The 20595-nt window shown below is 73.2% G+C and carries 14 protein-coding genes, 1 other RNA gene and 1 pseudogene; 14 read left to right on the forward strand and 2 right to left on the reverse strand.

What is annotated here, in order from left to right; all coding sequences use genetic code 11:
* The first annotated feature begins 288 nt into the window (after positions 1-288).
* The 3 genes from ACMA1D_RS27965 to ACMA1D_RS27975 all read left to right on the forward strand — a co-directional run bounded on the left by ACMA1D_RS27965 (position 289) and on the right by ACMA1D_RS27975 (position 4159).
* Positions 289-1596: a serine/threonine-protein kinase gene (locus ACMA1D_RS27965; RefSeq protein WP_414726775.1), complete on the forward strand. Its 1308-nt coding sequence runs from the start codon at positions 289-291 to the stop codon at positions 1594-1596.
* A gap of 176 nt (positions 1597-1772) precedes the next feature.
* On the forward strand, positions 1773-2879 hold the full coding sequence (gene prfB, locus ACMA1D_RS27970; RefSeq protein ID WP_414726776.1) for a peptide chain release factor 2: 1107 nt from the start codon (positions 1773-1775) through the stop codon (positions 2877-2879).
* A 461-nt stretch (positions 2880-3340) separates the two neighbouring features.
* Positions 3341-4159 (forward strand): hypothetical protein, encoded by an 819-nt coding sequence (locus ACMA1D_RS27975; RefSeq protein ID WP_414726777.1) that lies wholly within the window; start codon positions 3341-3343, stop codon positions 4157-4159.
* Between the two features lie 503 nt (positions 4160-4662).
* Here ACMA1D_RS27975 and ACMA1D_RS27980 read toward each other — a convergent pair.
* Positions 4663-4851, reverse strand: a complete 189-nt coding sequence (locus ACMA1D_RS27980; RefSeq protein WP_414726778.1) for a hypothetical protein — start codon at positions 4849-4851, stop codon at positions 4663-4665.
* A 314-nt stretch (positions 4852-5165) separates the two neighbouring features.
* Between ACMA1D_RS27980 and ftsE the strand changes: the two genes are divergently transcribed.
* The 11 genes and pseudogenes from ftsE (at position 5166) to ACMA1D_RS28035 (ending at position 18149) form a co-directional block, all read left to right on the forward strand.
* Positions 5166-5855 (forward strand): cell division ATP-binding protein FtsE, encoded by a 690-nt coding sequence (ftsE, locus tag ACMA1D_RS27985; protein ID WP_176161906.1) that lies wholly within the window; start codon positions 5166-5168, stop codon positions 5853-5855.
* A 9-nt stretch (positions 5856-5864) separates the two neighbouring features.
* Positions 5865-6776, forward strand: a complete 912-nt coding sequence (gene ftsX, locus ACMA1D_RS27990) for a permease-like cell division protein FtsX (protein ID WP_349994602.1) — start codon at positions 5865-5867, stop codon at positions 6774-6776.
* 82 nt (positions 6777-6858) lie between these two features.
* Positions 6859-7407 (forward strand): annotated as a pseudogene (locus ACMA1D_RS27995) (S41 family peptidase); the annotation flags it as partial.
* Positions 7393-8559 carry a S41 family peptidase gene (locus ACMA1D_RS28000; protein ID WP_414726792.1) on the forward strand — a complete coding sequence of 389 codons (1167 nt, stop codon included), beginning with the start codon at positions 7393-7395 and terminating at the stop codon, positions 8557-8559. The pseudogene ACMA1D_RS27995 and the gene ACMA1D_RS28000, both read left to right, overlap by 15 nt.
* A gap of 18 nt (positions 8560-8577) precedes the next feature.
* Positions 8578-9057, forward strand: coding sequence for an SsrA-binding protein SmpB (gene smpB / locus ACMA1D_RS28005; protein WP_414726779.1), 480 nt, complete (start codon positions 8578-8580; stop codon positions 9055-9057).
* Between the two features lie 156 nt (positions 9058-9213).
* Positions 9214-9583: a transfer-messenger RNA gene (gene ssrA / locus ACMA1D_RS28010) on the forward strand.
* Between the two features lie 510 nt (positions 9584-10093).
* Complete coding sequence (locus tag ACMA1D_RS28015) at positions 10094-11311, forward strand: uroporphyrinogen-III synthase (protein WP_414726780.1); 1218 nt, start codon at positions 10094-10096, stop codon at positions 11309-11311.
* 227 nt (positions 11312-11538) lie between these two features.
* Positions 11539-12138 (forward strand): CGNR zinc finger domain-containing protein, encoded by a 600-nt coding sequence (locus tag ACMA1D_RS28020; RefSeq protein WP_414726781.1) that lies wholly within the window; start codon positions 11539-11541, stop codon positions 12136-12138.
* 670 nt (positions 12139-12808) lie between these two features.
* Positions 12809-15451 carry a HelD family protein gene (locus tag ACMA1D_RS28025; RefSeq protein ID WP_414726782.1) on the forward strand — a complete coding sequence of 881 codons (2643 nt, stop codon included), beginning with the start codon at positions 12809-12811 and terminating at the stop codon, positions 15449-15451.
* Between the two features lie 642 nt (positions 15452-16093).
* Positions 16094-17515: an NAD-dependent malic enzyme gene (locus tag ACMA1D_RS28030; protein ID WP_414726783.1), complete on the forward strand. Its 1422-nt coding sequence runs from the start codon at positions 16094-16096 to the stop codon at positions 17513-17515.
* A 355-nt stretch (positions 17516-17870) separates the two neighbouring features.
* On the forward strand, positions 17871-18149 hold the full coding sequence (locus ACMA1D_RS28035; RefSeq protein WP_176161898.1) for an HU family DNA-binding protein: 279 nt from the start codon (positions 17871-17873) through the stop codon (positions 18147-18149).
* Between the two features lie 1048 nt (positions 18150-19197).
* Here ACMA1D_RS28035 and murA read toward each other — a convergent pair.
* On the reverse strand, positions 19198-20538 hold the full coding sequence (gene murA, locus ACMA1D_RS28040; RefSeq protein ID WP_414726784.1) for a UDP-N-acetylglucosamine 1-carboxyvinyltransferase: 1341 nt from the start codon (positions 20536-20538) through the stop codon (positions 19198-19200).
* Positions 20539-20595: the final 57 nt, after the last annotated feature.

A 20595-nucleotide genomic window follows, 5' to 3' on the forward strand; every position in this document is an offset into this window, starting at 1 on the left:
CCGGCCATGACCGTGGCGATTTGTCGACACGGCTGTGGTGTAAATCGCCACCTAGTGGTCAGATTGCCCACTCGGGGCCCCAGAACAGGCCAGGGGCCGCGTAGCTTGGTCGCTGACCCCGGGCGATGGGTGCCGGGGCGCGCGGGCGACCCCGCGTACGGCGTTGACCTCGTGGACCGGGTGCGAGCCGGTCAGCAGGTTCGACCGGATCGACCCGAACCGGTCGGCCCGCACCCTCGTTGAACCGCCGAACCGTTGAACACCCTCAGACGACGAGTCGGAGCAGTCTTGGCACGGAAGATCGGTAGCCGGTACACCGCAGGCCAGGTCCTGGGGCGTGGCAGCGTCGGCACGGTGTGGCTGGGCGAGGGGCCCGAGGGGCCGGTCGCCATCAAGCTGCTGCGCGAGGAACTCGCCGCCGACCAGGAACTCGTCGCCCGCTTCGTGCACGAGCGCGCCGCCCTGCTGAGCCTGGACCACCCGAACGTCGTCGGCGTGCACGACCTCGTCGTCGACGGCAACGACCTCGCCCTGGTCATGGACCTGATCCGGGGCACCGACCTGCGCACCCGGCTCGCCCACGAGCGCCGCCTCGCCCCCGCCGCCGCCGTCGCGATCACCGCCGACGTCGCCGACGGACTCGCCGCCGCGCACGCCGCCCAGATCGTGCACCGCGACGTCAAGCCCGAGAACGTGCTGCTCGACATGCAGGGCCCGCTCGGCCCGGGCGGCGCCCACCCCGCGCTGCTCACCGACTTCGGGGTGGCCCGCCTGGTCGACTCGCCGGGCCGGCACCGCGCGAAGGACGGTGCCCGCACGCCGTCGAGCCACAGCGTCATCGGCACCCCCGACTACCTCGCCCCGGAGATCATCGAGGGCCTGCCGCCGCGCGCCAGCGTGGACGTGTACGCGCTGACCACCGTGTTGTACGAACTGCTGGCCGGCTTCACCCCGTTCGGCGGCGGCCACCCCGGCGCGGTGCTGCGGCGCCACGTCACCGAGACCGTCGCCCCGCTGCCCGGCATCCCCGACGAGCTCTGGCAGCTCATGGTGCAGTGCCTGGCCAAGGCCCCGGCCTCCCGGCTGCGCGCCGCCGAACTCGCCGCCCGGCTGCGCGAACTGCTGCCGGGGCTGGTCGGCATGCCGCCGCTGGACATCGACGAGCCGGGCGACGAGCCCGACGGGTACGAGAGCGGCTACGGCGGGTACGAGGACGGCGCCGAGCCCACGCCCGGCGCGCCGGGCCACGACCAGGCGGGCAAGCCGCGCCGGCGCGGGGCGGTCCCGCTGGTGCCCGGCCGCGTCACCGACTCCAGCCGCGACACCCACACCAGCATGCGCGCCCCGACCTCGGACGAGTTGGCGGGCGGCGCCCACGGCACCGCCCGCGCCCCGCGCGCCAGCGGCCAGCGCCGCGCCGGCTCGGCCCGTAACCGCTCGGACCTGGAGGCGGTGCGCCGCCGCCGGATCAAGCTCGGCGCCGCGGCGGCCGTCGCACTCCTCGCGGCCGGCGTCGGCGGCTACCTCGCGGTCGGCGGCGGCGACGAGAAGGACGCCGACTCCCCCGGCGTCCACCAGTCCGAACGCACGCCCTGACGCCCCCTGAAGGCCCGGGCCCGCCCCCGCCGGCTCCAGCAGCCAGTCCCCGCACCCCGCCCCCGGCCCCGTTTCCCGCCGCATCGTCCCAGCTCAGCGGCGTACGGGCCGGGGGCGTACGGGTGGCGGCGCCGCGGCCGGACCGGGTCGGGCCGGGCAACCGTTAGGCTGGGGGTGTGGCAGTCGTCGACGTATCCGAAGAGCTGAAGTCCCTCTCCTCCACCATGGGGTCGATCGAGGCGGTCCTCGATCTGGACAAGATGAGGGCCGACATCGCCGTGCTTGAGGAGCAGGCGGCGGCGCCGTCCCTCTGGGACGACCCGGAGAACGCGCAGAAGGTGACCAGCCAGCTCTCCTACTTGCAGGGGCAGCTCCGCAGGACCGAAGAGCTGCGCGGCCGGATCGACGACCTTGAGGTGCTCTTCGAGCTCGCCGACGCCGAGGACGACGCGGACGCCCGCGCCGAGGCGGAGTCCGAGCTGGCCTCGGTCCGCAAGGCGCTGGACGAGATGGAGGTCCGCACGCTGCTCTCCGGCGAGTACGACAGCCGTGAGGCGCTCGTCAACATCCGGGCCGAGGCCGGCGGCGTGGACGCCGCCGACTTCGCCGAGCAGCTCCAGCGGATGTACCTGCGCTGGGCCGAGCGGCACGGCTACAAGACGGAGGTCTACGACACCTCGTACGCGGAAGAGGCGGGCATCAAGTCCTCCACCTTCGCCGTCCAGGTCCCGTACGCCTACGGCACGCTCTCCGTCGAGCAGGGCACGCACCGGCTGGTGCGCATCTCGCCCTTCGACAACCAGGGGCGCCGCCAGACCTCCTTCGCCGGCGTCGAGGTGCTCCCCGTCGTGGAGCAGACCGACCACGTCGAGATCGACGAGTCGGAGCTGCGGGTGGACGTGTACCGCTCGTCGGGCCCCGGCGGCCAGGGCGTCAACACCACCGACTCCGCCGTGCGGTTGACCCACATCCCCACCGGCATCGTCGTCTCCTGTCAGAACGAGCGCTCGCAGATCCAGAACAAGGCGACCGCGATGAACGTCCTCCAGGCCAAGCTCCTTGAGCGCCGCCGCCAGGAGGAGCAGGCCAAGATGGACGCGCTCAAGGGCGACGGCGGCAACTCCTGGGGCAACCAGATGCGTTCGTACGTGCTGCACCCCTACCAGATGGTCAAGGACCTGCGCACCGGCCACGAGGTCGGCAACCCGCAGGGTGTGCTCGACGGCGAGATCGACGGCTTCCTCGAAGCCGGCATCCGCTGGCGCAAGCAGCAGGAGAAGTAGCCCCGGCAGTCAGCCGGGCGCGGCCGGACGCGCTCCCGTGGCCGGCGGCGGTCCAAGGCGCGACGGCGTCTCCGCGCCAGGCGGGGGCGCCCGCAGTGCGACGGTGGTTCCGGCCGTGCGACACGGCCGCTCCCGTACGTGGCCCCGTTGCCCCGTCGCACCAAGCGAACGGCCCCCGCTGACGACCCCTCACCCCCCACCCACCCCCTTTTAGGTCACGGTTACATCGCGTGGTGGCCGTCAACTCCCTGCAAGGCGGACATCCTGTACGGATCGGCCTTGACGCCCCCGGGGAAAGTGGGAAGGCTGGCGCGCGGCATGCGTATGAACTGGGGCACGTGTGACGAGGGGCCCGCGGCTAGCCGGTAGTGAGGCTCGTGCCGCGAGACGTAGCCCCCAGCCGTGGCCCCGTGTGCATAGCTGCTCCACTGACGAGAACAGCTACTGGGGGTAGCAGGCAGATGACCAAGAAGACGCGGTTGCGCGTTGCGCGGATCGTCGCGGGGACGGTGATCGCCGCTGGCGCGTCACTGACCGCGGCGGGTGCCGCTTCGGCCGTCGGCATCGACGTCAATGTGGGTGGGGTCGGGGTCAAGGCCGATGTCGACAAGCAGGGCGTGGAAGCGCGGGTCGCCGTAGACCCGACCGAGCCCACCACCATCCCGACCGAGCCGACGGACCCGCCGACCGAACCGACCGACCAGCCGACCCAGCCGACGGGCCAGCCCACCGAGCCCACCGACCCGCCGACCGAGCCGACGGGCCAGCCCACCGAGCCGACGGGTCAGCCGACCGAGCCGACCGGCCAGCCCACGCAGCCCACCGGCCAGCCGACCGAGCCGACGGGTCAGCCGACCCAGCCGACCGGCCAGCCCACCCAGCCGACGACGCCGCCCGGCACGGGTCAGCCGACCGGTCAGCCGACCGGCCAACCGACGGCCCCGCCCGGCACGGGCCAGCCGACGACGCCGCCGAGCGGCCAGCCGACGGACGGTTCCTCCGCGCACCCGACCAACCCGGGCAGCGGCACCGGCGGCAGCGGCAACGACGGCTCGGGCACCTGCCCGGTCGACACCGACGGCAGCGGCTGCGCGGACAACACCGACACCGACAGTGCGGGTGCGCAGCCCGTGCAGCAGAGCAAGCCCAAGGAGGAGCTGGCCGAGACCGGCGCCTCCGAGACGACCTTCCTGGTCGTCGGCGCGGCGACCATGATCGCGGGCGGTGTCGGCTTCCGGCTGCTGCCGCGCATGATCAACCGCCCCGCCGCGGCGGCCTGATCCACCCGATCCACCGGACTGCGGGGCCACGCCGGAGCGAGTGAACCGGCGGCCCCGACGGCGCACACCGCGCCCGCCCCGACCGGCGGTCCACGAAGGGCCCACGACGCATCGCGCGCCGTGGGCCCTTCGGCGTGCCGCGCACACCCTCGTACGCCCGGTATCGATGGGGTGATGTGCGTACCGGAAGTGCGTCCGCAGGCGCGCGGACACCGAGCGGGTACGTCGGGGGGCGCGTCACCGACCGCACGCCCCGAACGCGCCACCACGAGCGGTTTCCCCGGCGCTCGACTCCCCGCGCCGCGGCCCGCCGCCGGCGTCCCGCATTCACCGTCGACACCAGACGTGTTCGAGGGGAAGCTCAGCGTTACTGCGCGTACGGGCCTACGGGGCGCGGCCCTTGGCGTACGGGCCCGGGAGCTGGCGCTGGCGGGGCGGACGCGGGGAGCGTATGCAGCGGTGCGGGCCCGTGCGTGGGCCCGCGTTGGCGTGCTGCTGTGGGGTTAGGCCGTCACCTGGTGGGCCACGGCCGCCACCGCGACCAGGGCGATGAGCAGCGCTATCAGCGCTGCCGGGGTCAGCCCGGCGAGCGGGCCTTCGGGCTGGGTGCGCCGCCTGGCCCGGCAGACCGGGCACCGGCCCTCGCTGACGGGACTGGCGCAGTTGGCGCAGACAAGCCTGTCGTACGTCATGCGCTCTCCTCCTCCCGTATGCGGCGCAGCCGCTGCCTATACAAGGGGCAAACGCTTCGGGGCGAGCGCTTGTTCCTCTACCACTGTGCCAGCTTCCGTCCGCATCGGCGCGCTCCGTGCGAATCGCCCCGTGTGCCGGCCCCGCGCCGTCCGGATTGCCGTTGTTTGTTCCCGATGTGGCCGGTAGGAAACGCACCAACCCCGGACGCCGACTGCGCGTCGCTGTGCGCTTCGCGTAGGGTCACGCTCACCGACGGGAGCCGCACCAGCGGCAGCAGCCCGTACCCCCTACACAGGTCGACCGTGGTGCTTTCGTGATCCGATTCGACAACGTCTCCAAGACCTATCCCAAGCAGACCCGCCCCGCGTTGCGGGACGTCTCGCTGGAGATCGCCAAGGGCGAGTTCGTCTTCCTGGTCGGTTCCTCGGGATCGGGCAAGTCCACCTTCCTGCGACTGCTGTTGCGCGAGGAGCGGGCCAGTCACGGCGCCGTCCACGTACTGGGCAAGGACCTCGCGCGGCTGTCCAACTGGAAGGTGCCGCAGATGCGCCGCCAGCTCGGCACCGTCTTCCAGGACTTCCGGCTGCTGCCCAACAAGACGGTGGGGGAGAACGTCGCCTTCGCCCTCGAAGTGATCGGCAAGCCGCGCGGCGCCATCCGCAAGACCGTGCCCGAGGTGCTCGACCTGGTCGGCCTCGGCGGCAAGCAGGACCGGATGCCGGGCGAGCTCTCCGGCGGTGAGCAGCAGCGGGTCGCCATCGCCCGCGCGTTCGTCAACCGCCCCATGCTGCTCATCGCGGACGAGCCCACCGGCAACCTCGACCCGCAGACCTCGGTCGGCATCATGAAGCTGCTGGACCGGATCAACCGGACCGGGACCACGGTGGTCATGGCCACCCACGACCAGCAGATCGTCGACCAGATGCGCAAGCGCGTCATCGAACTTGAAAAGGGCCGTCTCGTGCGTGACCAGTCGCGCGGCGTCTACGGCTACCAGCACTGAAAGGACGCCATGCGCGCCCAGTTCGTCCTGTCGGAGATCGGCGTCGGTCTCCGCCGCAATCTGACGATGACCTTCGCCGTGATCGTCTCCGTGGCCCTCTCCCTCGCCCTGTTCGGGGCGTCCCTGCTGATGAGCGAGCAGGTCGACTCGATGAAGGGCTACTGGTACGACAAGGTCAACGTCTCGATCTTCCTGTGCAACAAGAACGACAAGGAGACCTCGCCCAACTGTGAGAAGGGCGCCGTCACCGACGACCAGAAGAAGGAGATCCGCGCCGAGCTTGAGCGGATGAACCTGGTCGAGTCGGTGCAGTTCGAAACCAGCGAGGAGGCGTTCAAGCACTACCAGGAGGAGTTCGGCGACTCCCCGCTGGCCAGCTCGCTGACGGCCGACCAGATGCAGGAGTCGTTCCGGGTCAAGCTCAAGGACCCGGAGCAGTACAAGGTCATCTCCAGTGCCTTCGCCGCCCGGCCGGGCGTGCAGGAGGTGCAGGACCAGAAGGCCGTCCTCGAACCCCTCTTCAACCTGCTCAGCGGCATGAACTTCGCGGCGCTCGGCGTGATGGCGCTGATGCTGGTGGTGGCCCTGCTGCTGATCGTCAACACGGTGCGGGTCTCGGCGTTCAGCCGCCGCAGGGAGACCGGCATCATGCGGCTGGTGGGCGCCTCCAGCTTCTACATCCAGATGCCGTTCATCATGGAGGCCGCCATCGCCGGCCTGATCGGCGCGGTCCTCGCCTGCGTCCTGCTGGTCACCGGCCAGCAGGTGCTGGTCAACGGCTGGCTCGCGGACCACATCAGCGTCATCGACTTCATCGGCTGGGACGCGGTCATCTCCAAGCTCCCGCTGGTGCTCGCGATCGGTCTGCTGATGCCGGCGCTTGCCGCGTTCTTCGCGCTGCGCAAGTACCTCAAGGTGTGACGTACGCCTAGGGCGCCGTACGGTCAACACCCCGTGCGGCGCCCGGCCGTCGCCTAGACTCGCCGGTATGTCGGGCCCGTGGATGATCCGTCCGCTCCGCTCCGCGCCGGTTGGCACGCAGCCCGCGGAGGCCGAGCAGCGGCTCCGCCGTACCCGCCGCGGGGCCGCCCTCACCCTCGTCTTCGCCAGCGTCCTGGCGACCGGCGCCGCCACCGGATCCTGGGGCGGCGAACCCGCCGACGAGCGTCCGCAGCGGGCCGCCCGCGCCCCGTCCCCCGACTCGCTCCACCCGGCCGGCGACCCCCGCCCCGCCGCCGACCCCCCGCCGCACGCCGCCCCGGCCGCGCCCGGCTACGACGACCACTCCCGCGAGGTGAGCCGCAGCGGCGACCGGTGGAGTTCGGTCTACACCCGCCGTGAGTACGAGGGGTTCAAGCGCGGTCTCGAAGGTCAGTACGTGGGCGTCGGGCTGTGGGCCCGGCGGTTGCCGAGCGGCGTCATCTGCGTCGACCGCGTCCAGCCGGGCAGCCCGGCGGCCCGGGCCGGCCTGCGCGCCGGCGACCGGCTCAGATCCATCGACGGCGTGCCCGTGACGGGCCGCCCGGTCACCGAGGTGGTGGCCCGGCTGCGCGGCGACGTCCCGGAGGGCGACACGACCGCCGCCTCCCGCCCCACCGGCGCCACCGCGCCCCCGCCGGCGCAGGGCCCGGAGCGCGGCGGCGCGCCGGCCGCGTCCCCCACCGACCCCGCCAGGCAGCCGGCCGGTCCGTACGAATCGGGCGGATCACGGCGGGCGGGCGGATCGCACGACGCACCGGACGCGGCCGAGGCGGCGGGGCCCGCCCACGCCGAGGACGCGGCGGCGCCCGACCCGGCGGAGCCAGGGGCGCACGGCGCGGTACGGAACCCGGCAGCCCCGGACGCCCCGCGTACCGACGACGGGTCGGACCGCGCCGGCACCGCGGGGACCACGGACAGTACGGAAAGTACGGACAGCACGGGGACCACTGACACCCGTGGCACCCCCGGCACCGCGGATGCCACCGGCGGCACCGGCCGCGCGGGCGCGAGCGGCGACGGCTCCGGTGACGCGGCCGGCCGGCGCGGGGACGCGGCCGACGAGGCCGCCGGCACCGAGGTGGTGCTCGGTCTTGAGCGGGCCGGCCGACAGTGGAGCCAGACCCTGCGCCGCTCCCGGCTCGCGGCCCGCAACGTCACGGTGCACCGGCTCACCGACGGCGAACCCGACGCGACCCGGATCAAGGTCGAGGCGTTCACCAAGAACACCGGCGACCAGGTCCGCCGCGCGGTGCGGGCGGCGCCCAAGGGCGATGCGCTCGTACTCGACCTGCGCGGCAATTCCGGCGGCCTGGTCACCGAGGCCACCACCGCGGCCTCCGCGTTCCTCGACGGCGGGCTGGTCGGCACCTATGACGTCCGCGGTGACCAGCGGGTCCTCAACGCGGATCGGGGCGGCGACACCCAGACCCCGCTGGTGGTGCTGGTGGACGGCGGCACGATGAGCGCCGGTGAACTGCTGACCGGGGCGCTCCAGGACCGGGGCCGTGCGGTCGTGATCGGCTCGCAGACCTTCGGCAAGGGCTCGGTCCAACTGCCGACCGAGCGCCCGGACGGCTCCGTCGCCGAGGAGACCGTGGGCCAGTACCGCACCCCCGCGGGCCGCGGCGTCGAGGGCGTGGGCATCACCCCCGACCTCTCCGCGGACGACGACGCCGAACAGCGGGCGCAGTCAGTATTGAGTGGCCTCGGGGGCGGGGCCTAGTGCGACAATGGCCGCGCTATGGCTAAAGAGACGGGACGCAAACTCATCGCGCAGCACAAGAAGGCGCGCCACGATTACCACATCCTGGATACGTACGAGTGCGGTCTGGTGCTGACCGGCACCGAGGTCAAGTCGCTCAGGCAGGGCCGGGCCTCGCTGGTCGACGGCTTCGTCCAGATCGACGGGCACGAGGCATGGCTGCACAACGTGCACGTGCCCGAGTACGCGCAGGGCACCTGGACCAACCACTCCGCGCGTCGCAAGCGCAAGCTGCTGCTGCACCGCGCGGAGATCGACAAGCTGGAGTCGAAGGCCCAGGAGAGCGGCCACACCATCGTGCCGCTGGCCATGTACTTCAAGGACGGCCGGGCCAAGGTCGAGATCGCCCTGGCCAAGGGCAAGAAGGAGTACGACAAGCGGCAGACGCTGCGCGAGCAGCAGGACCGTCGCGAGGCCGACCGTGCGATGTCGGCGGCCCGCCGCCGGCAGCGGGCCTGACCGGGCCGCGATCCGAGTGACCTGCCGGGTGCGCGGCGCCGCCATCGGGCGGTCAGCGGAATAGGCTGGCACGTACGGATGCTGTTCACGTACGATGGCATCTGCTCCGCATAGCCGGGGCGGCCCCTTATGGGGTGCGCATTGAAAACACCACATGGGGATGATCGGTTTCGACAGCGGATGTCGAAGCAGGGGAAGCGTGTCGAGAAAGCGGCAATGATCTCGTAAACCATATGCCGAAACCAATAATCGCCAATTCCAAGCGCGATTCCTTCGCCCTCGCTGCCTAAGTAGCGACTCGCGAAGTGTCAGCCCGGGGGTGTTCCCGACCCGGATCCTGGCATCAGCTAGGGAACTCAACCGCCAGGCCCGGCCACGGGGTCTGGCGGGAAAACCAACAGTGGCTGGGCCTGTCGGAGACTTGTTCGCGTGATCTCCGGGGCCGAGAAAAGCGCAGCGAACTGCACACGGAGAAGCCCTGATTCCGCACCGTTGGACGCGGGTTCGATTCCCGCCATCTCCACGAATGCGAGAGGCGAGGTGTGCCCACGGAAAGCGTGGGCCGCCTCGCCTTCGTCGTTTCTGCGCGGACTTCGTCCGCGCGTGCGGGGGCTTCGCCACCCGCGGCCCCCTTGGGGTGGGTGGGGGGTGGGGTGGGTGTGTGGGGGTGCGGCTGTGTGGGGGGTTTGGGGGTTGGGAGTCCACGGGCTGCGTGGGTCGCCTCGGCTTTGTTGTTTGTGTGTGGGCTTCGTTCGCGTGCGGGGACTTTGCGATCCGCGGCTCCCATGGGCATGGGTGGGGGCTTGTCGCCTGCGGCCTCCTTGGGGGTGGGGGGCTTCGTTGGGTGGGCTTTGTTGGGGGTAGGGCCTTGGTGCCCGCGGCTGCGTGGGGGTGGGGCGTGCTGCCTGGGCCCTGTGTGTGGGGTGCGGGGCGGTGTGTCCCGTTGTGGTGGGGCGAGGGAACGTGCGAGGTGGGGCCGCGAAGGGGCGGGCCGCCTCGCTTTTGTGTTGATGGTCGGACGGCATCGGGAGCTGGCGTGACGGAGCAGGATCGAAGACCGGGGCGGGAGCCGCGCGCTGCGCATGTGGCGGGCGGGCGGGGCGGCACGCCGTTGGCCGGGTTCGTGGTCGGAGTGACGGCGGCCCGGCGCGCGGAGGAGCTGATCGGACTGTTGGAGCGGCGCGGTGCGCGCGTGCTCCACGCGCCGGCGATGCGTACCGTGCCCCTCGCCGACGACGGTGAACTCAAGGCCGCCACACGGGAGTTGATCGATCGGGCGCCCGATGTGGTGGTGGCCACCACGGCCGTCGGCTTCCGGGGCTGGGTCGAAGCCGCCGATGGCTGGGGGTGGGGCGGGGCGTTCGCCGACCGGTTGCGGGCCGCCGAGGTGGTGGCCCGCGGGCCCAAGGTGTGTGGTGCGATCCGCGCCGCCGGGTTCAGCGAAGCCTGGTCGCCGCAGTCCGAATCGATGGCGGAGGTGCTCGACCGGCTGCTGGCCGACGGGGTCGCCGGCCGCCGGGTGGCGGTCCAACTGCACGGCGAACCGCTCACCGAGTTCATGGCGAAGCTCCGGGCCGCGGGCGCGGACGTCATCGGCGTACCCGTCTACCGCTGGCTGCCGCCGGCCGACCTCGGACCGCTCGACGGGCTGCTGGACGCGGTCGCCGCCCGTACGGTCGACGCGCTCACCTTCACCAGCGCGCCCGCGGTGACCAGCCTCCTGGACCGGGCGGCGGCCCGCGGCCTACGGGACGAAGTGCTGGCCGCACTGCGCGGCGAGGTGCTGGTGTGCTGCGTGGGGCCGGTCACCGCGGCGCCGCTGACCAGGTGCGACGTCCCCGTCAGCCAGCCGGAGCGGTTCCGGCTCGCCCCGCTGGTGCAGTTGCTGTGCGCGGAGTTGCCCGGGTGGGCGGTGACGGTGCGGGTCGCCGGCCGGACGCTGGGGCTGCGCGGGCGGGCGGTGTCCGTGGACGGCGTGGTGCGGCCGGTGCCGCCGGCCGGCGTCGAACTGCTGCGCGCGCTCGCCCGCCGGCCGGGCGAATTCGTCCCGACCGCCGAGCTGGCCCGCGCGCTGCGGGCGGCGGGGGCCGGTGCGGGCGGTGGGACCGCGACCGGCCCCGGCGCCGGTCTCGCCGAGGACGTCGGTGCGGTCGCCGCGGCCGTGGCCGATGCGGGCGCCGCGCTGGCGGTGCCCGGGCTGGTGGGGGAGGCCGCGGGGCGCGGCTACCGGTTGGCGGTCGAGCCGCGGGGCTAGCGGTCGCCGGGCCGTGCGCCGATGGCCCATGCCGGTCATGACGTATGGCCCGTGGCCCGGGTCGCGGTCGCTTCCCGGAGCGGGACTGTCCGTGCGTTCGGTGTTCTCTCGGTCCGGGTGCGTCAGGAGGGTTACGGGGAAGGCCCGGGGCGGGCACTCTGGAAGCGGAGGTTCCTCGCGGGCGTCCGGGCGTTCGGCGCCCCGCGCACTCAGGGAGTGATGGGCGGATGGCGGCGGTCTCGGCTTCGTACGAGCTGCGTTTCGACGCCGGTCGGGTCTGTCTCGACCTGGTGGCCACCGTCAACGGCAGATTCGGCGACGAGCCCGTCGAACGGCTCGACACCCCGCACCGGCTCGGCCAGTGGCTCGTCGGCGCCCGGCTGTTGCTGCCCGACGTGCCGCTCGACGCCGTGGACGGCCAGTGGCTCGACCACTTCCACACCCTGCGGGACCTGCTCTTCCGCGTGGTCTACGGGGAGTTCGACGGGCGGGCGGCCGACACCGACGTGGAGCGGGTCAACGCGCTGGCCGCCGCCGCGCCGCCGGCGCTGCGCGCGGTGCGGGACGCGGACGGTTCGCTGGTCCGTGCGCACGCCGCGGCCCCGACCTGCGAAGCGCTGCTGGCGCAGGTGGCCAGGGACGCCGTCGACCTGCTCACGGACGCGACCGCGCGGGACCAACTGCGGCGCTGCGAGGGCGAGTCGTGTGCGCTGATCTACCTGGACACCTCGCGCGGCCGGCGCCGCCGCTGGTGCTCAAGCGAGGTGTGCGGCAACCGGGAACGGGTGGCGCGACACCGCCGGCGCGCCGTCGCGGCCCGGGCCTGAGCCGCACCGCGCGCCCGTCCCGTGGGGCCGTCCTGAGCGCGGGCGGGCGGTGGCGCGGACGGTGCGAAAGAGGGCGTGTTCGCTCAGCGGGTCGGAATATTTCATTCCTGATATGGCGTCAATTAATGGACGCAGAAGCGTAGTTGGTGTGAGAACGTGGACAGGGCACAGGCCCCGGTCGGGGGTCCGGGGCCTGTGCGCACGGCGCTGCGCCGCGTTCAGTTCCTGGCTGTCGCGGGCGGCGCGTCGGCCGCGCCGCCTCGGAAGGTGAACGTGGGCGGGCCCCCGTCTCGCCCGTCACCGGCCCGGCCCGTGCGCATCGCCGGCCGCTCATGCGGCAGCGGCTTCCTCCCGTACGAAAGCACTCTCCCCGCGGGTCGCCGGCCGCTCCTCGTGCGGCAGCAGCTCCCCTCGTACGAGAGCGCTCTCCCGCCGCCCCTCGCCCGGACGCCGCTCGTACGACACCGGCCTCCCCCCCCGTACGAAGGCACCCTCCCCGCCGGCCACCCGCCGCCCCTCCGTGGCGGGGCAGCCCCCCGGCGCGGCGAGCGCCCGTGCCGCGGGGGCGTCCGTGACCGCTGGATGGACCGAGTGGTGTCGCACACGTGCGCAGCATGCCCCGGTTCGCGTACGGTTGACGGCTGCCCTACGCACACAGAAGGGGGCCTGGGTGGCCGCGCACAACGCCACGCACAATGCCACGAACGCGGCATCCGCACCGTCCCACGACGCCGGGACCGGTGCCGAGGGTGCCCGCGAGCGGGAGATCCGGATCGAGCAGCGACATCTCAACCGGGTCTACCGCAGGCTTGAGGAGAAGATCCACGAGGCCGAGTACCTGATGGACGACGCGGTCAAGGGGGGCCAGGTCGGCACGCCCGGCGCGCTCGCCGAGCGCGACGCGCAGGTGTTCCGGGCCGGGGTCCACCTGAACCGGTTGAACAACGAGTTCGAGGACTTCCTCTTCGGCCGCATCGACCTGCTGCTCGGCAAGGACGGGAAGCGTGGCCCGGACGGGGCGTACACCTCCGTCGACCCCGCGGACGACGCGGTGCACACCGACGCGGCCGGGCAGCCGCGGGCGGACATCGCCGAGACGCTGCACATCGGGCGGCTCGGGGTGCTCGACGCGGAGTACTCGCCGCTGGTCATCGACTGGCGGGCGCCGGCCGCAGCCCCCTTCTACCGAGCCACGCCGGTCGCCCCGGGCCGAGTGGTGCGCCGGCGCGTCATCCGCAGCAAGGGCCGGCGGGTGCTCGGCGTGGAGGACGACCTGCTCCGCCCCGAGCTGACGGCGACGTTGGACGGCGAGCCGCTGTCGGTCATCGGCGACGGCGCCCTGATGGCCGCGCTGGGCCGGGCCCGCGGGCACACCATGCGCGACATCGTCTCCTCCATCCAGGCCGAACAGGACCTGGTGATCCGCGCCCCCGCGAACTCCGTCACCGAGGTGGAAGGCGGTCCCGGCACCGGCAAGACGGCCGTCGCCCTGCACCGCGCGGCCTACCTCCTCTACCAGGACCGGCGGCGGTACGCGGGCGGCATCCTGATCGTCAGCCCCACCCCGCTGCTCGTCGCCTACACCGAGGGCGTGCTGCCCTCGCTCGGCGAGGAGGGGCAGGTCGCCATCCGGGCGCTCGGCTCGTTGGCCGAGGGCGCCGAGTCGACCGAGCGCGGCGGCGCCAACGGCACCGGCACGGCGTACGACGAGCCGGCCGTGGCCCGGATCAAGGGCTCGCTGCGGATGGCGAAGGTGCTGCGCAAGGCGGTCAGGGGCGCCCTGACGCTGCCCGGGCCCGCGCCCGTGACCAGCGAGGGGACGGAAGCGGAGGAGGACGGTCAGCTCTCCTTCGGTGGCCTGGGGGACCTCGGTGGCGATGCGGGTAGCGGCGGCTCGGGGGGCGCGCACCGGCCGGCCGGGGTGCCGGAACGGCTGCGGGTGGTGGCCTTCGGCGCCCGGGTCGAGCTGGACGCGCAGCGGCTGCGGCAGATCAGACAGACGGTGCTGAGCGGCACCGCGCCGATCAACCTGATGCGCCCGCGGGCCCGCCGGTTGCTGCTCGACGCGCTGTGGTCGGCCGCCGGCGGGCCGCGCCGCTACCCCGACCCGGAGTTCGCGGCCGACGCGCGCGAGGCGTTCGACGAGGACGTGTCGACCGAGCCGGACTTCCTCGACTTCCTCACCGCCTGGTGGCCCGAGTTGACGCCGCGCCGGGTGCTGGCCGCGATGGCCGACGAGCGGCGGCTCGCCCGCTGGGCCGGCGCCGGCGGTCGCGGGCGGGTGCTCAACCAGCGCGAGGTGCGGCTGGTGGCCCGCTCGCTACGGCGCCTGGACGAACGGGGCAACGGCCCGCTGTCCGTGCACGACGTGGCCCTCATCGACGAACTGCACACCCTGCTCGGCACCCCGGCCAGGCCCCGCAAGCGCGCGGCCGACCCGCTCGACCAGCTCACCGGCCTCGACGAGCTCACCACGTACGCCGACCGGTTCGGCGGCCGGCCCAGCAAGGCCGAGCGGCTGGAGCGGCTGCGGGACGAGTCGCGTACGGACTACGCGCACGTCATCGTGGACGAGGCGCAGGACCTGACGCCCATGCAGTGGCGGATGGTGGGCCGGCGGGGCCGCCAGGCGACGTGGACGGTGGTCGGCGATCCGGCGCAGAGTTCCTGGTCGGACCCGGACGAGGCGGCGATCGCGCGGGACGAGGCGCTGGGCACCCGGCCGCGCCGCCGCTTCCAGCTCACCGTCAACTACCGCAACCCGGCCGAGGTCGCCGAACTCGCCGCCAAGGTGCTCGCCCTGGCCATGCCCGGCACCCAGCCCCCGACCGCCGTCCGCTCCACCGGCCTGAAGCCGCGCTTCGTGGCGCTCGGCACCGACCCGCGCGCGGTGCTGCGCGATGAGGTGCGGCGGCTGTTGGCCGAGGTGGACGGCACGGTGGGCGTGGTGGTCGCGATGGGCCAGCGGGAGCGGGCCCGGGCCTGGCTGGCGGGGCTGGAAGCGCCCGCGGACGCGGCAGGCCCCGACGGGGGCGCCGGTCCTGCCGGGCCTGGTGCGCCGGCCGACGCGGCGCCCGCCACCGAACAGACCGAACCCCGCGGCCGGGTCGTGGTGCTCGGCAGCCTGGAGGCCAAGGGGTTGGAGTACGACGCCACGGTGGTCGTCTCGCCCGCGGAGATCGCCGACGAGTCGCCGGCCGGGCTGCGGGTGCTGTACGTGGCGCTGACCCGGGCCACCCAGCGGCTGACCGTGCTCGCCGGCACCCGCGACGAGCCCGACGCCGCGGGCGTGCCCGACCTGTTGCGGGACTAGCGGGACGGGCAGGACTAGCCGGACCGGCCGCACTGGCAGGGCTGGCACTGGCCGGGCCGGCGGCACTGGCGGGGCCGGCAGGGCCGCAGCTCCGGCTGGCTCGCGAGCCGGGGCCGTCGCAGCTCCGGTGGGCGTGCGAACCGGGGCCGCGCGGGTTGGCGCCCGTGCGGCTTCACGGCCTGACGGGCCCGGGACCGTACGGGCCATGCGCGGGCCGGACCGCGTACGGGCCCGACCGCCTGCGCACGGCCCCGCTACGACGACGGGCGCCCCACCTGGAGTGGGGCGCCCGTCGGACGTTAGCGACACCGACCCGCCATGCTCGCCTCGCGGCAAGTGGTCGCTCGTAGCGACGAAGGTTGGGCCCGGGGGCTTGGATCGGGCCGGCGTCACCACCCAGGCTAACAAACTCAGGCGAGATGCCAATCCCGCCCCGACGGGCGCGTTCACCAGGTTGCGGCGAGGTGCTTCCGCGCAGGTGGCCGACGTGTCGCGGGCCGTACACCTCGGGGTGCGGGCGGCCGGTCGCAGGGGCGGGGTGGTTACCGGGTACCGGCTGGTAGGTGGGAGCATCGGGGGGCGGGACACGCCCGGGCGTGGGCCGCGCTCCAAAGGAACAAGGGAAAGCAGAGGAAGTCGGCCATGGCAACGGCGCCTAGCGTCTCGTACTCGATGACGGTCCGGCTGGAGGTCCCCGCGAGCGGGACCGCGGTCAGTCAGCTCACCACCGCCGTGGAATCCTCCGGCGGGTCGGTCACCGGCCTGGACGTCACCGCCTCGGGCCACGAGAAGCTGCGGATCGACGTCACCATCGCCGCCACTTCCACGGCGCACGCCGACGAGATCGTCGAGAAGCTGCGCGGCATCGAGGGCGTGGCGCTGGGCAAGGTCTCCGACCGTACGTTCCTCATGCACCTCGGCGGCAAGATCGAGATGTCGGCCAAGCACCCGATCCGCAACCGTGACGACCTGTCGATGATCTACACGCCCGGCGTCGCCCGGGTGTGCCAGGCGATCGCCGAAAACCCCGAGGACGCACGGCGGTTGACCATCAAGCGCAACAGCGTCGCCGTGGTCACCGACGGCTCCGCCGTGCTCGGGCTCGGCAACATCGGGCCCAAGGCCGCGCTGCCGGTGATGGAGGGCAAGGCCGCGCTGTTCAAGCGGTTCGCCGGGATCGACGCGTGGCCGCTGTGCCTGGACACCCAGGACACCGACGCCATCGTGGAGATCGTCAAGGCCATCGCGCCGGGCTTCGCCGGCATCAACCTGGAGGACATCTCCGCGCCCCGCTGCTTCGAGATCGAGGCCCGGCTGCGGGAGGCCCTGGACATCCCGGTCTTCCACGACGACCAGCACGGCACCGCCATCGTGGTGCTCGCCGCGCTGACCAACGCGCTGCGCGTGGTGGGCAAGAAGACCGAGGAGGTGCGGGTCGTGATGTCCGGCGCGGGCGCGGCCGGCACGGCGATCCTCAAGCTGCTGATCGCCGCCGGCGTGCAGCACGCGGTGGTCGCCGACATCCACGGCGTGGTCCACTCCGGCCGGCAGGACCTGGTGGACGCCGACCCGGACTCGCCGCTGCGCTGGATCGCTGACAACACCAACCCGGAGAACGTCACCGGCACCCTCAAGGAGGCCGTGGTCGGGGCCGACGTGTTCATCGGGGTCAGCGCGCCCAACGTGCTCGACGGCGCGGACGTGGCCGCGATGGCCACCGGTGCGATCGTCTTCGCGCTGGCCAACCCGGACCCCGAGGTGGACCCGGCGGTGGCCAGGCAGACCGCGGCGGTCGTCGCGACCGGCCGCAGCGACTTCCCGAACCAGATCAACAACGTGCTGGTCTTCCCCGGCGTCTTCCGTGGTCTGCTCGACGCGCAGTCACGCACCGTGAACACCCGGATGATGCTGGCGGCGGCGCGGGCGCTGGCCGACGTGGTCCTGGACGACGAGCTGAACGCGAACTACATCATCCCGTCCGTCTTCAACGACAAGGTCGCCGGCGCCGTGGCCGGTGCCGTACGGGACGCCGCCAAGGCTGTGACCGGCACCACGGCGGTCTAGGCACGGCGCGTCGCGGTGCCGGGGGTCGCCCGGCCGGCCGTAGGGTGGCGGGCAGCAAAACGGCCGCAGCCCCTGAGCAAGACGCGAAGCGAACCCTGCGGTGTGCTGCCAGGAGCGGACGGAGCGTCATCACAATGAGGCAGTGGCGCTTTTCGTGTGACTCCTCAGGGTGCCGGATTGGCTTTCGCGCCATAGGTGCGGGCAGGATGCTCCCCCGAGGACTCCGTCCAGGGGGAACCCCCACGGGCGCGGAAAGATCGAAAGATCGGACCCGGGTCCGGGGACTGTCCGAGGGCCCTGGCAGCATCGGCTTCGATCTCACGCCTCATTGGCAAGAAGAACACGGGAGTACAACATGAACCGCAGTGAGCTGGTGGCCGCGCTGGCCGACCGCGCCGAGGTGACGCGTAAGGACGCCGACGCCGTGCTGGCCGCCCTCGCCGAGACCGTCGGAGAGGTCGTTGCCAAGGGCGATGAGAAGGTCACCATCCCCGGCTTTCTGACCTTCGAGCGGACCCACCGTGCCGCTCGGACCGCGCGTAACCCGCAGACCGGCGACCCCATCCAGATCCCCGCCGGCTACAGCGTGAAGGTTTCCGCGGGCTCCAAGCTGAAGGAAGCCGCCAAGGGCTGAGTCCCACACACGACAGGGGCGGCCACCCACACCGGGTGGCCGCCCCTTCGTGCTGCTTGGCCCCGCTTCGTGGCGCCGGTTCCGCTTCGTGGTGGCTGGCCCCGCTTCGTACGCCCGTACGTCCCGGTTCTGGGTATTCCTCGGCGCCCCGGGCTGTCCGGCCCGTCCCGCCGCCCGGTCCGCAGTGACCTGGGCCACTTCCCGCGCCGCATCCGCCCCGTCGGCCCACCCGCTGCCCACCCCCGTACGGGCGAATGATGGCGGAAGGTGTGCTTCCAGCGGCCTGCGGGCGACCGTGGGGCGGAGCAGAAGCGGCTGTACGGGGTGCTGGGCGGGCTGCGGGGCCCGCGCGCGGCTACCAGGGCCGGCCCGGGTCCGGGCGGGGCTGACAGGGCCGTGCGGCCGGCCCAGCGAAGGGCGGCGTTCCGCGCCGCACGGCTGGGCCAGTGCGGATCGGTCGTGCGGCGCCCGGGCGGGGGCGGTGGTGGGAGTGGTGGGGGAGCGGCGGTGCGGGCCGGCTCCGCCGGGGTGGGCCGCCTGCGGGTTTCGATGCGGGGGCTGGCTGTCTGGTTGGCTGGCCCTCTGCCTGTCGGGCGGGCCGGCGCGGGGCCCGGTGGCGTCCCGTCGGGCCCTGGGCTCGGGGCCGGCCCCGGCTGACCGGGAGGCTGGCTGGAATCATTCGCTGGCGGCCGTCATCAGCGGCGGTTTACGGCCATGATCACTTCGTGCGGGTGATCTGCGCCCGGCGCCCGGGTGGCGGTCACGTGACGGCCGGGAGCGGCGCGGCGGCGCGGCGGGGGCCGGGGGGCGTGCTTGGTGGGTGGCCCCGCGGCGCGTGGCCCCGGCGGCGCCTCGGCCCTGATGCGCGCGGGGGTCTGATGCGCACGGGCTGCGGGTGCGCGCGCCGTCCCTGGCCCGTAGCGCCGCCCCGACACGCGCATCGGCCCCCGCAGCCGTGTTGGCTGTGGGGGCCGTCGCTGGGTGCGCGGGTGGGCGCGGGCCGCGCCGGGGCGTACGGAGGCCGTACGGGCGCCCGCGCGGCGGGGCGTCAGTGGGCGGTGGCGCCCGGGCGCTCCACCTTGGCGCCGAGGTCGCCGAGCTTGCTCATGAAGTTCTCGTAGCCGCGGTTGATCAGGTCGATGCCGTGCACGCGCGAGGTGCCCTGGGCCGCGAGGGCGGCGATCAGGTACGAGAAGCCGCCGCGCAGGTCCGGGATGACCAGGTCGGCGCCCTGGAGCTTGGTGGGCCCGGAGACGACCGCGGAGTGCAGGAAGTTGCGCTGGCCGAAGCGGCAGGCGGAGCCGCCCAGGCACTCGCGGTAGAGCTGGATGTGGGCGCCCATCTGGTTCAGCGCCGAGGTGAAGCCGAGCCGCGACTCGTACACCGTCTCGTGCACGATCGACAGGCCCGATGCCTGGGTCAGCGCGACGACCAGCGGCTGCTGCCAGTCGGTCTGGAACCCGGGGTGGACGTCGGTCTCCAGCGCGATGGCGTTGAGCGGGCCGCCGGGGTGCCAGAAGCGGATGCCCTCGTCGTCGATCTCGAAGGCGCCGCCGACCTTACGGTAGGTGTTGAGGAAGGTCATCATGGAGCGCTGCTGCGCGCCCCGTACGTAGATGTTGCCCTCGGTGGCGAGCGCGGCGCTGGCCCAGGACGCGGCCTCAAGGCGGTCCGGCAGGGCGCGGTGGTTGTAGCCGCCGAGCTTGTCCACGCCGGTGATGCGGATGGTGCGGTCGGTGTCCATGGAGATGATCGCGCCCATCTTCTGCAAGACGCAGATGAGGTCCTCGATCTCCGGCTCGACGGCCGCGTTGGACAGTTCGGTGACGCCCTCCGCCAGCACGGCGGTCAGCAGCACCTGCTCGGTCGAGCCCACCGAGGGGTAGGGCAGCCGGATCTTGCAGCCGCGCAGCCGCTGCGGCGCCTCCAGGTACTGGCCGTCGGCCCGCTTCTCGATCGTCGCGCCGAACTGGCGCAGCACCTCGAAGTGGAAGTCGATCGGCCGGCCGCCGATGTCACAGCCGCCCAGGCCGGGGATGAACGCGTGGCCGAGCCGGTGCAGCAGCGGGCCGCAGAACAGGATCGGGATGCGCGAGGAACCGGCGTGCGCGTCGATGTCCGCGACGTTGGCGCTCTCCACGTGTGACGGGTCCAACACCAGCTCGCCCGCCTCTTCCCCGGGGCGGACCGTCACCCCGTGGAGCTGGAGCAGCCCGCGTACGACCCGCACGTCCCGGATGTCGGGGACGTTGCGCAGCCGGCTGGGACCGCTGCCGAGCAGTGCGGCGACCATGGCCTTGGGCACGAGGTTCTTCGCGCCCCGGGCCCGGATCTCGCCCTCCAGCGGGGTGCCGCCGTGGACAAGGAGTACATCGTCGGTGCCGGTCATAAGTCTCGCGTTCCTGGGATGGGCCGTGATGGGCAAGGGGGGCAAAAGGAAAGAGTA

This window comes from Streptomyces sp. 796.1 (assembly GCF_047525675.1).
Lineage (GTDB): Bacteria > Actinomycetota > Actinomycetes > Streptomycetales > Streptomycetaceae > Streptomyces.

Coding starts and splice junctions, on each gene's coding strand:
- smpB (WP_414726779.1), top strand. CDS start 8,578: ATGGCTAAAGAGACGGGACGCAAACTCATCGCGCAGCACAAGAAGGCG.
- ACMA1D_RS27975 (WP_414726777.1), top strand. CDS start 3,341: ATGACCAAGAAGACGCGGTTGCGCGTTGCGCGGATCGTCGCGGGGACG.
- ACMA1D_RS28030 (WP_414726783.1), top strand. CDS start 16,094: ATGGCAACGGCGCCTAGCGTCTCGTACTCGATGACGGTCCGGCTGGAG.
- murA (WP_414726784.1), bottom strand. CDS start 20,538: ATGACCGGCACCGACGATGTACTCCTTGTCCACGGCGGCACCCCGCTG.
- ACMA1D_RS27980 (WP_414726778.1), bottom strand. CDS start 4,851: ATGACGTACGACAGGCTTGTCTGCGCCAACTGCGCCAGTCCCGTCAGC.
- ftsX (WP_349994602.1), top strand. CDS start 5,865: ATGCGCGCCCAGTTCGTCCTGTCGGAGATCGGCGTCGGTCTCCGCCGC.
- ACMA1D_RS28035 (WP_176161898.1), top strand. CDS start 17,871: ATGAACCGCAGTGAGCTGGTGGCCGCGCTGGCCGACCGCGCCGAGGTG.
- ACMA1D_RS28020 (WP_414726781.1), top strand. CDS start 11,539: ATGGCGGCGGTCTCGGCTTCGTACGAGCTGCGTTTCGACGCCGGTCGG.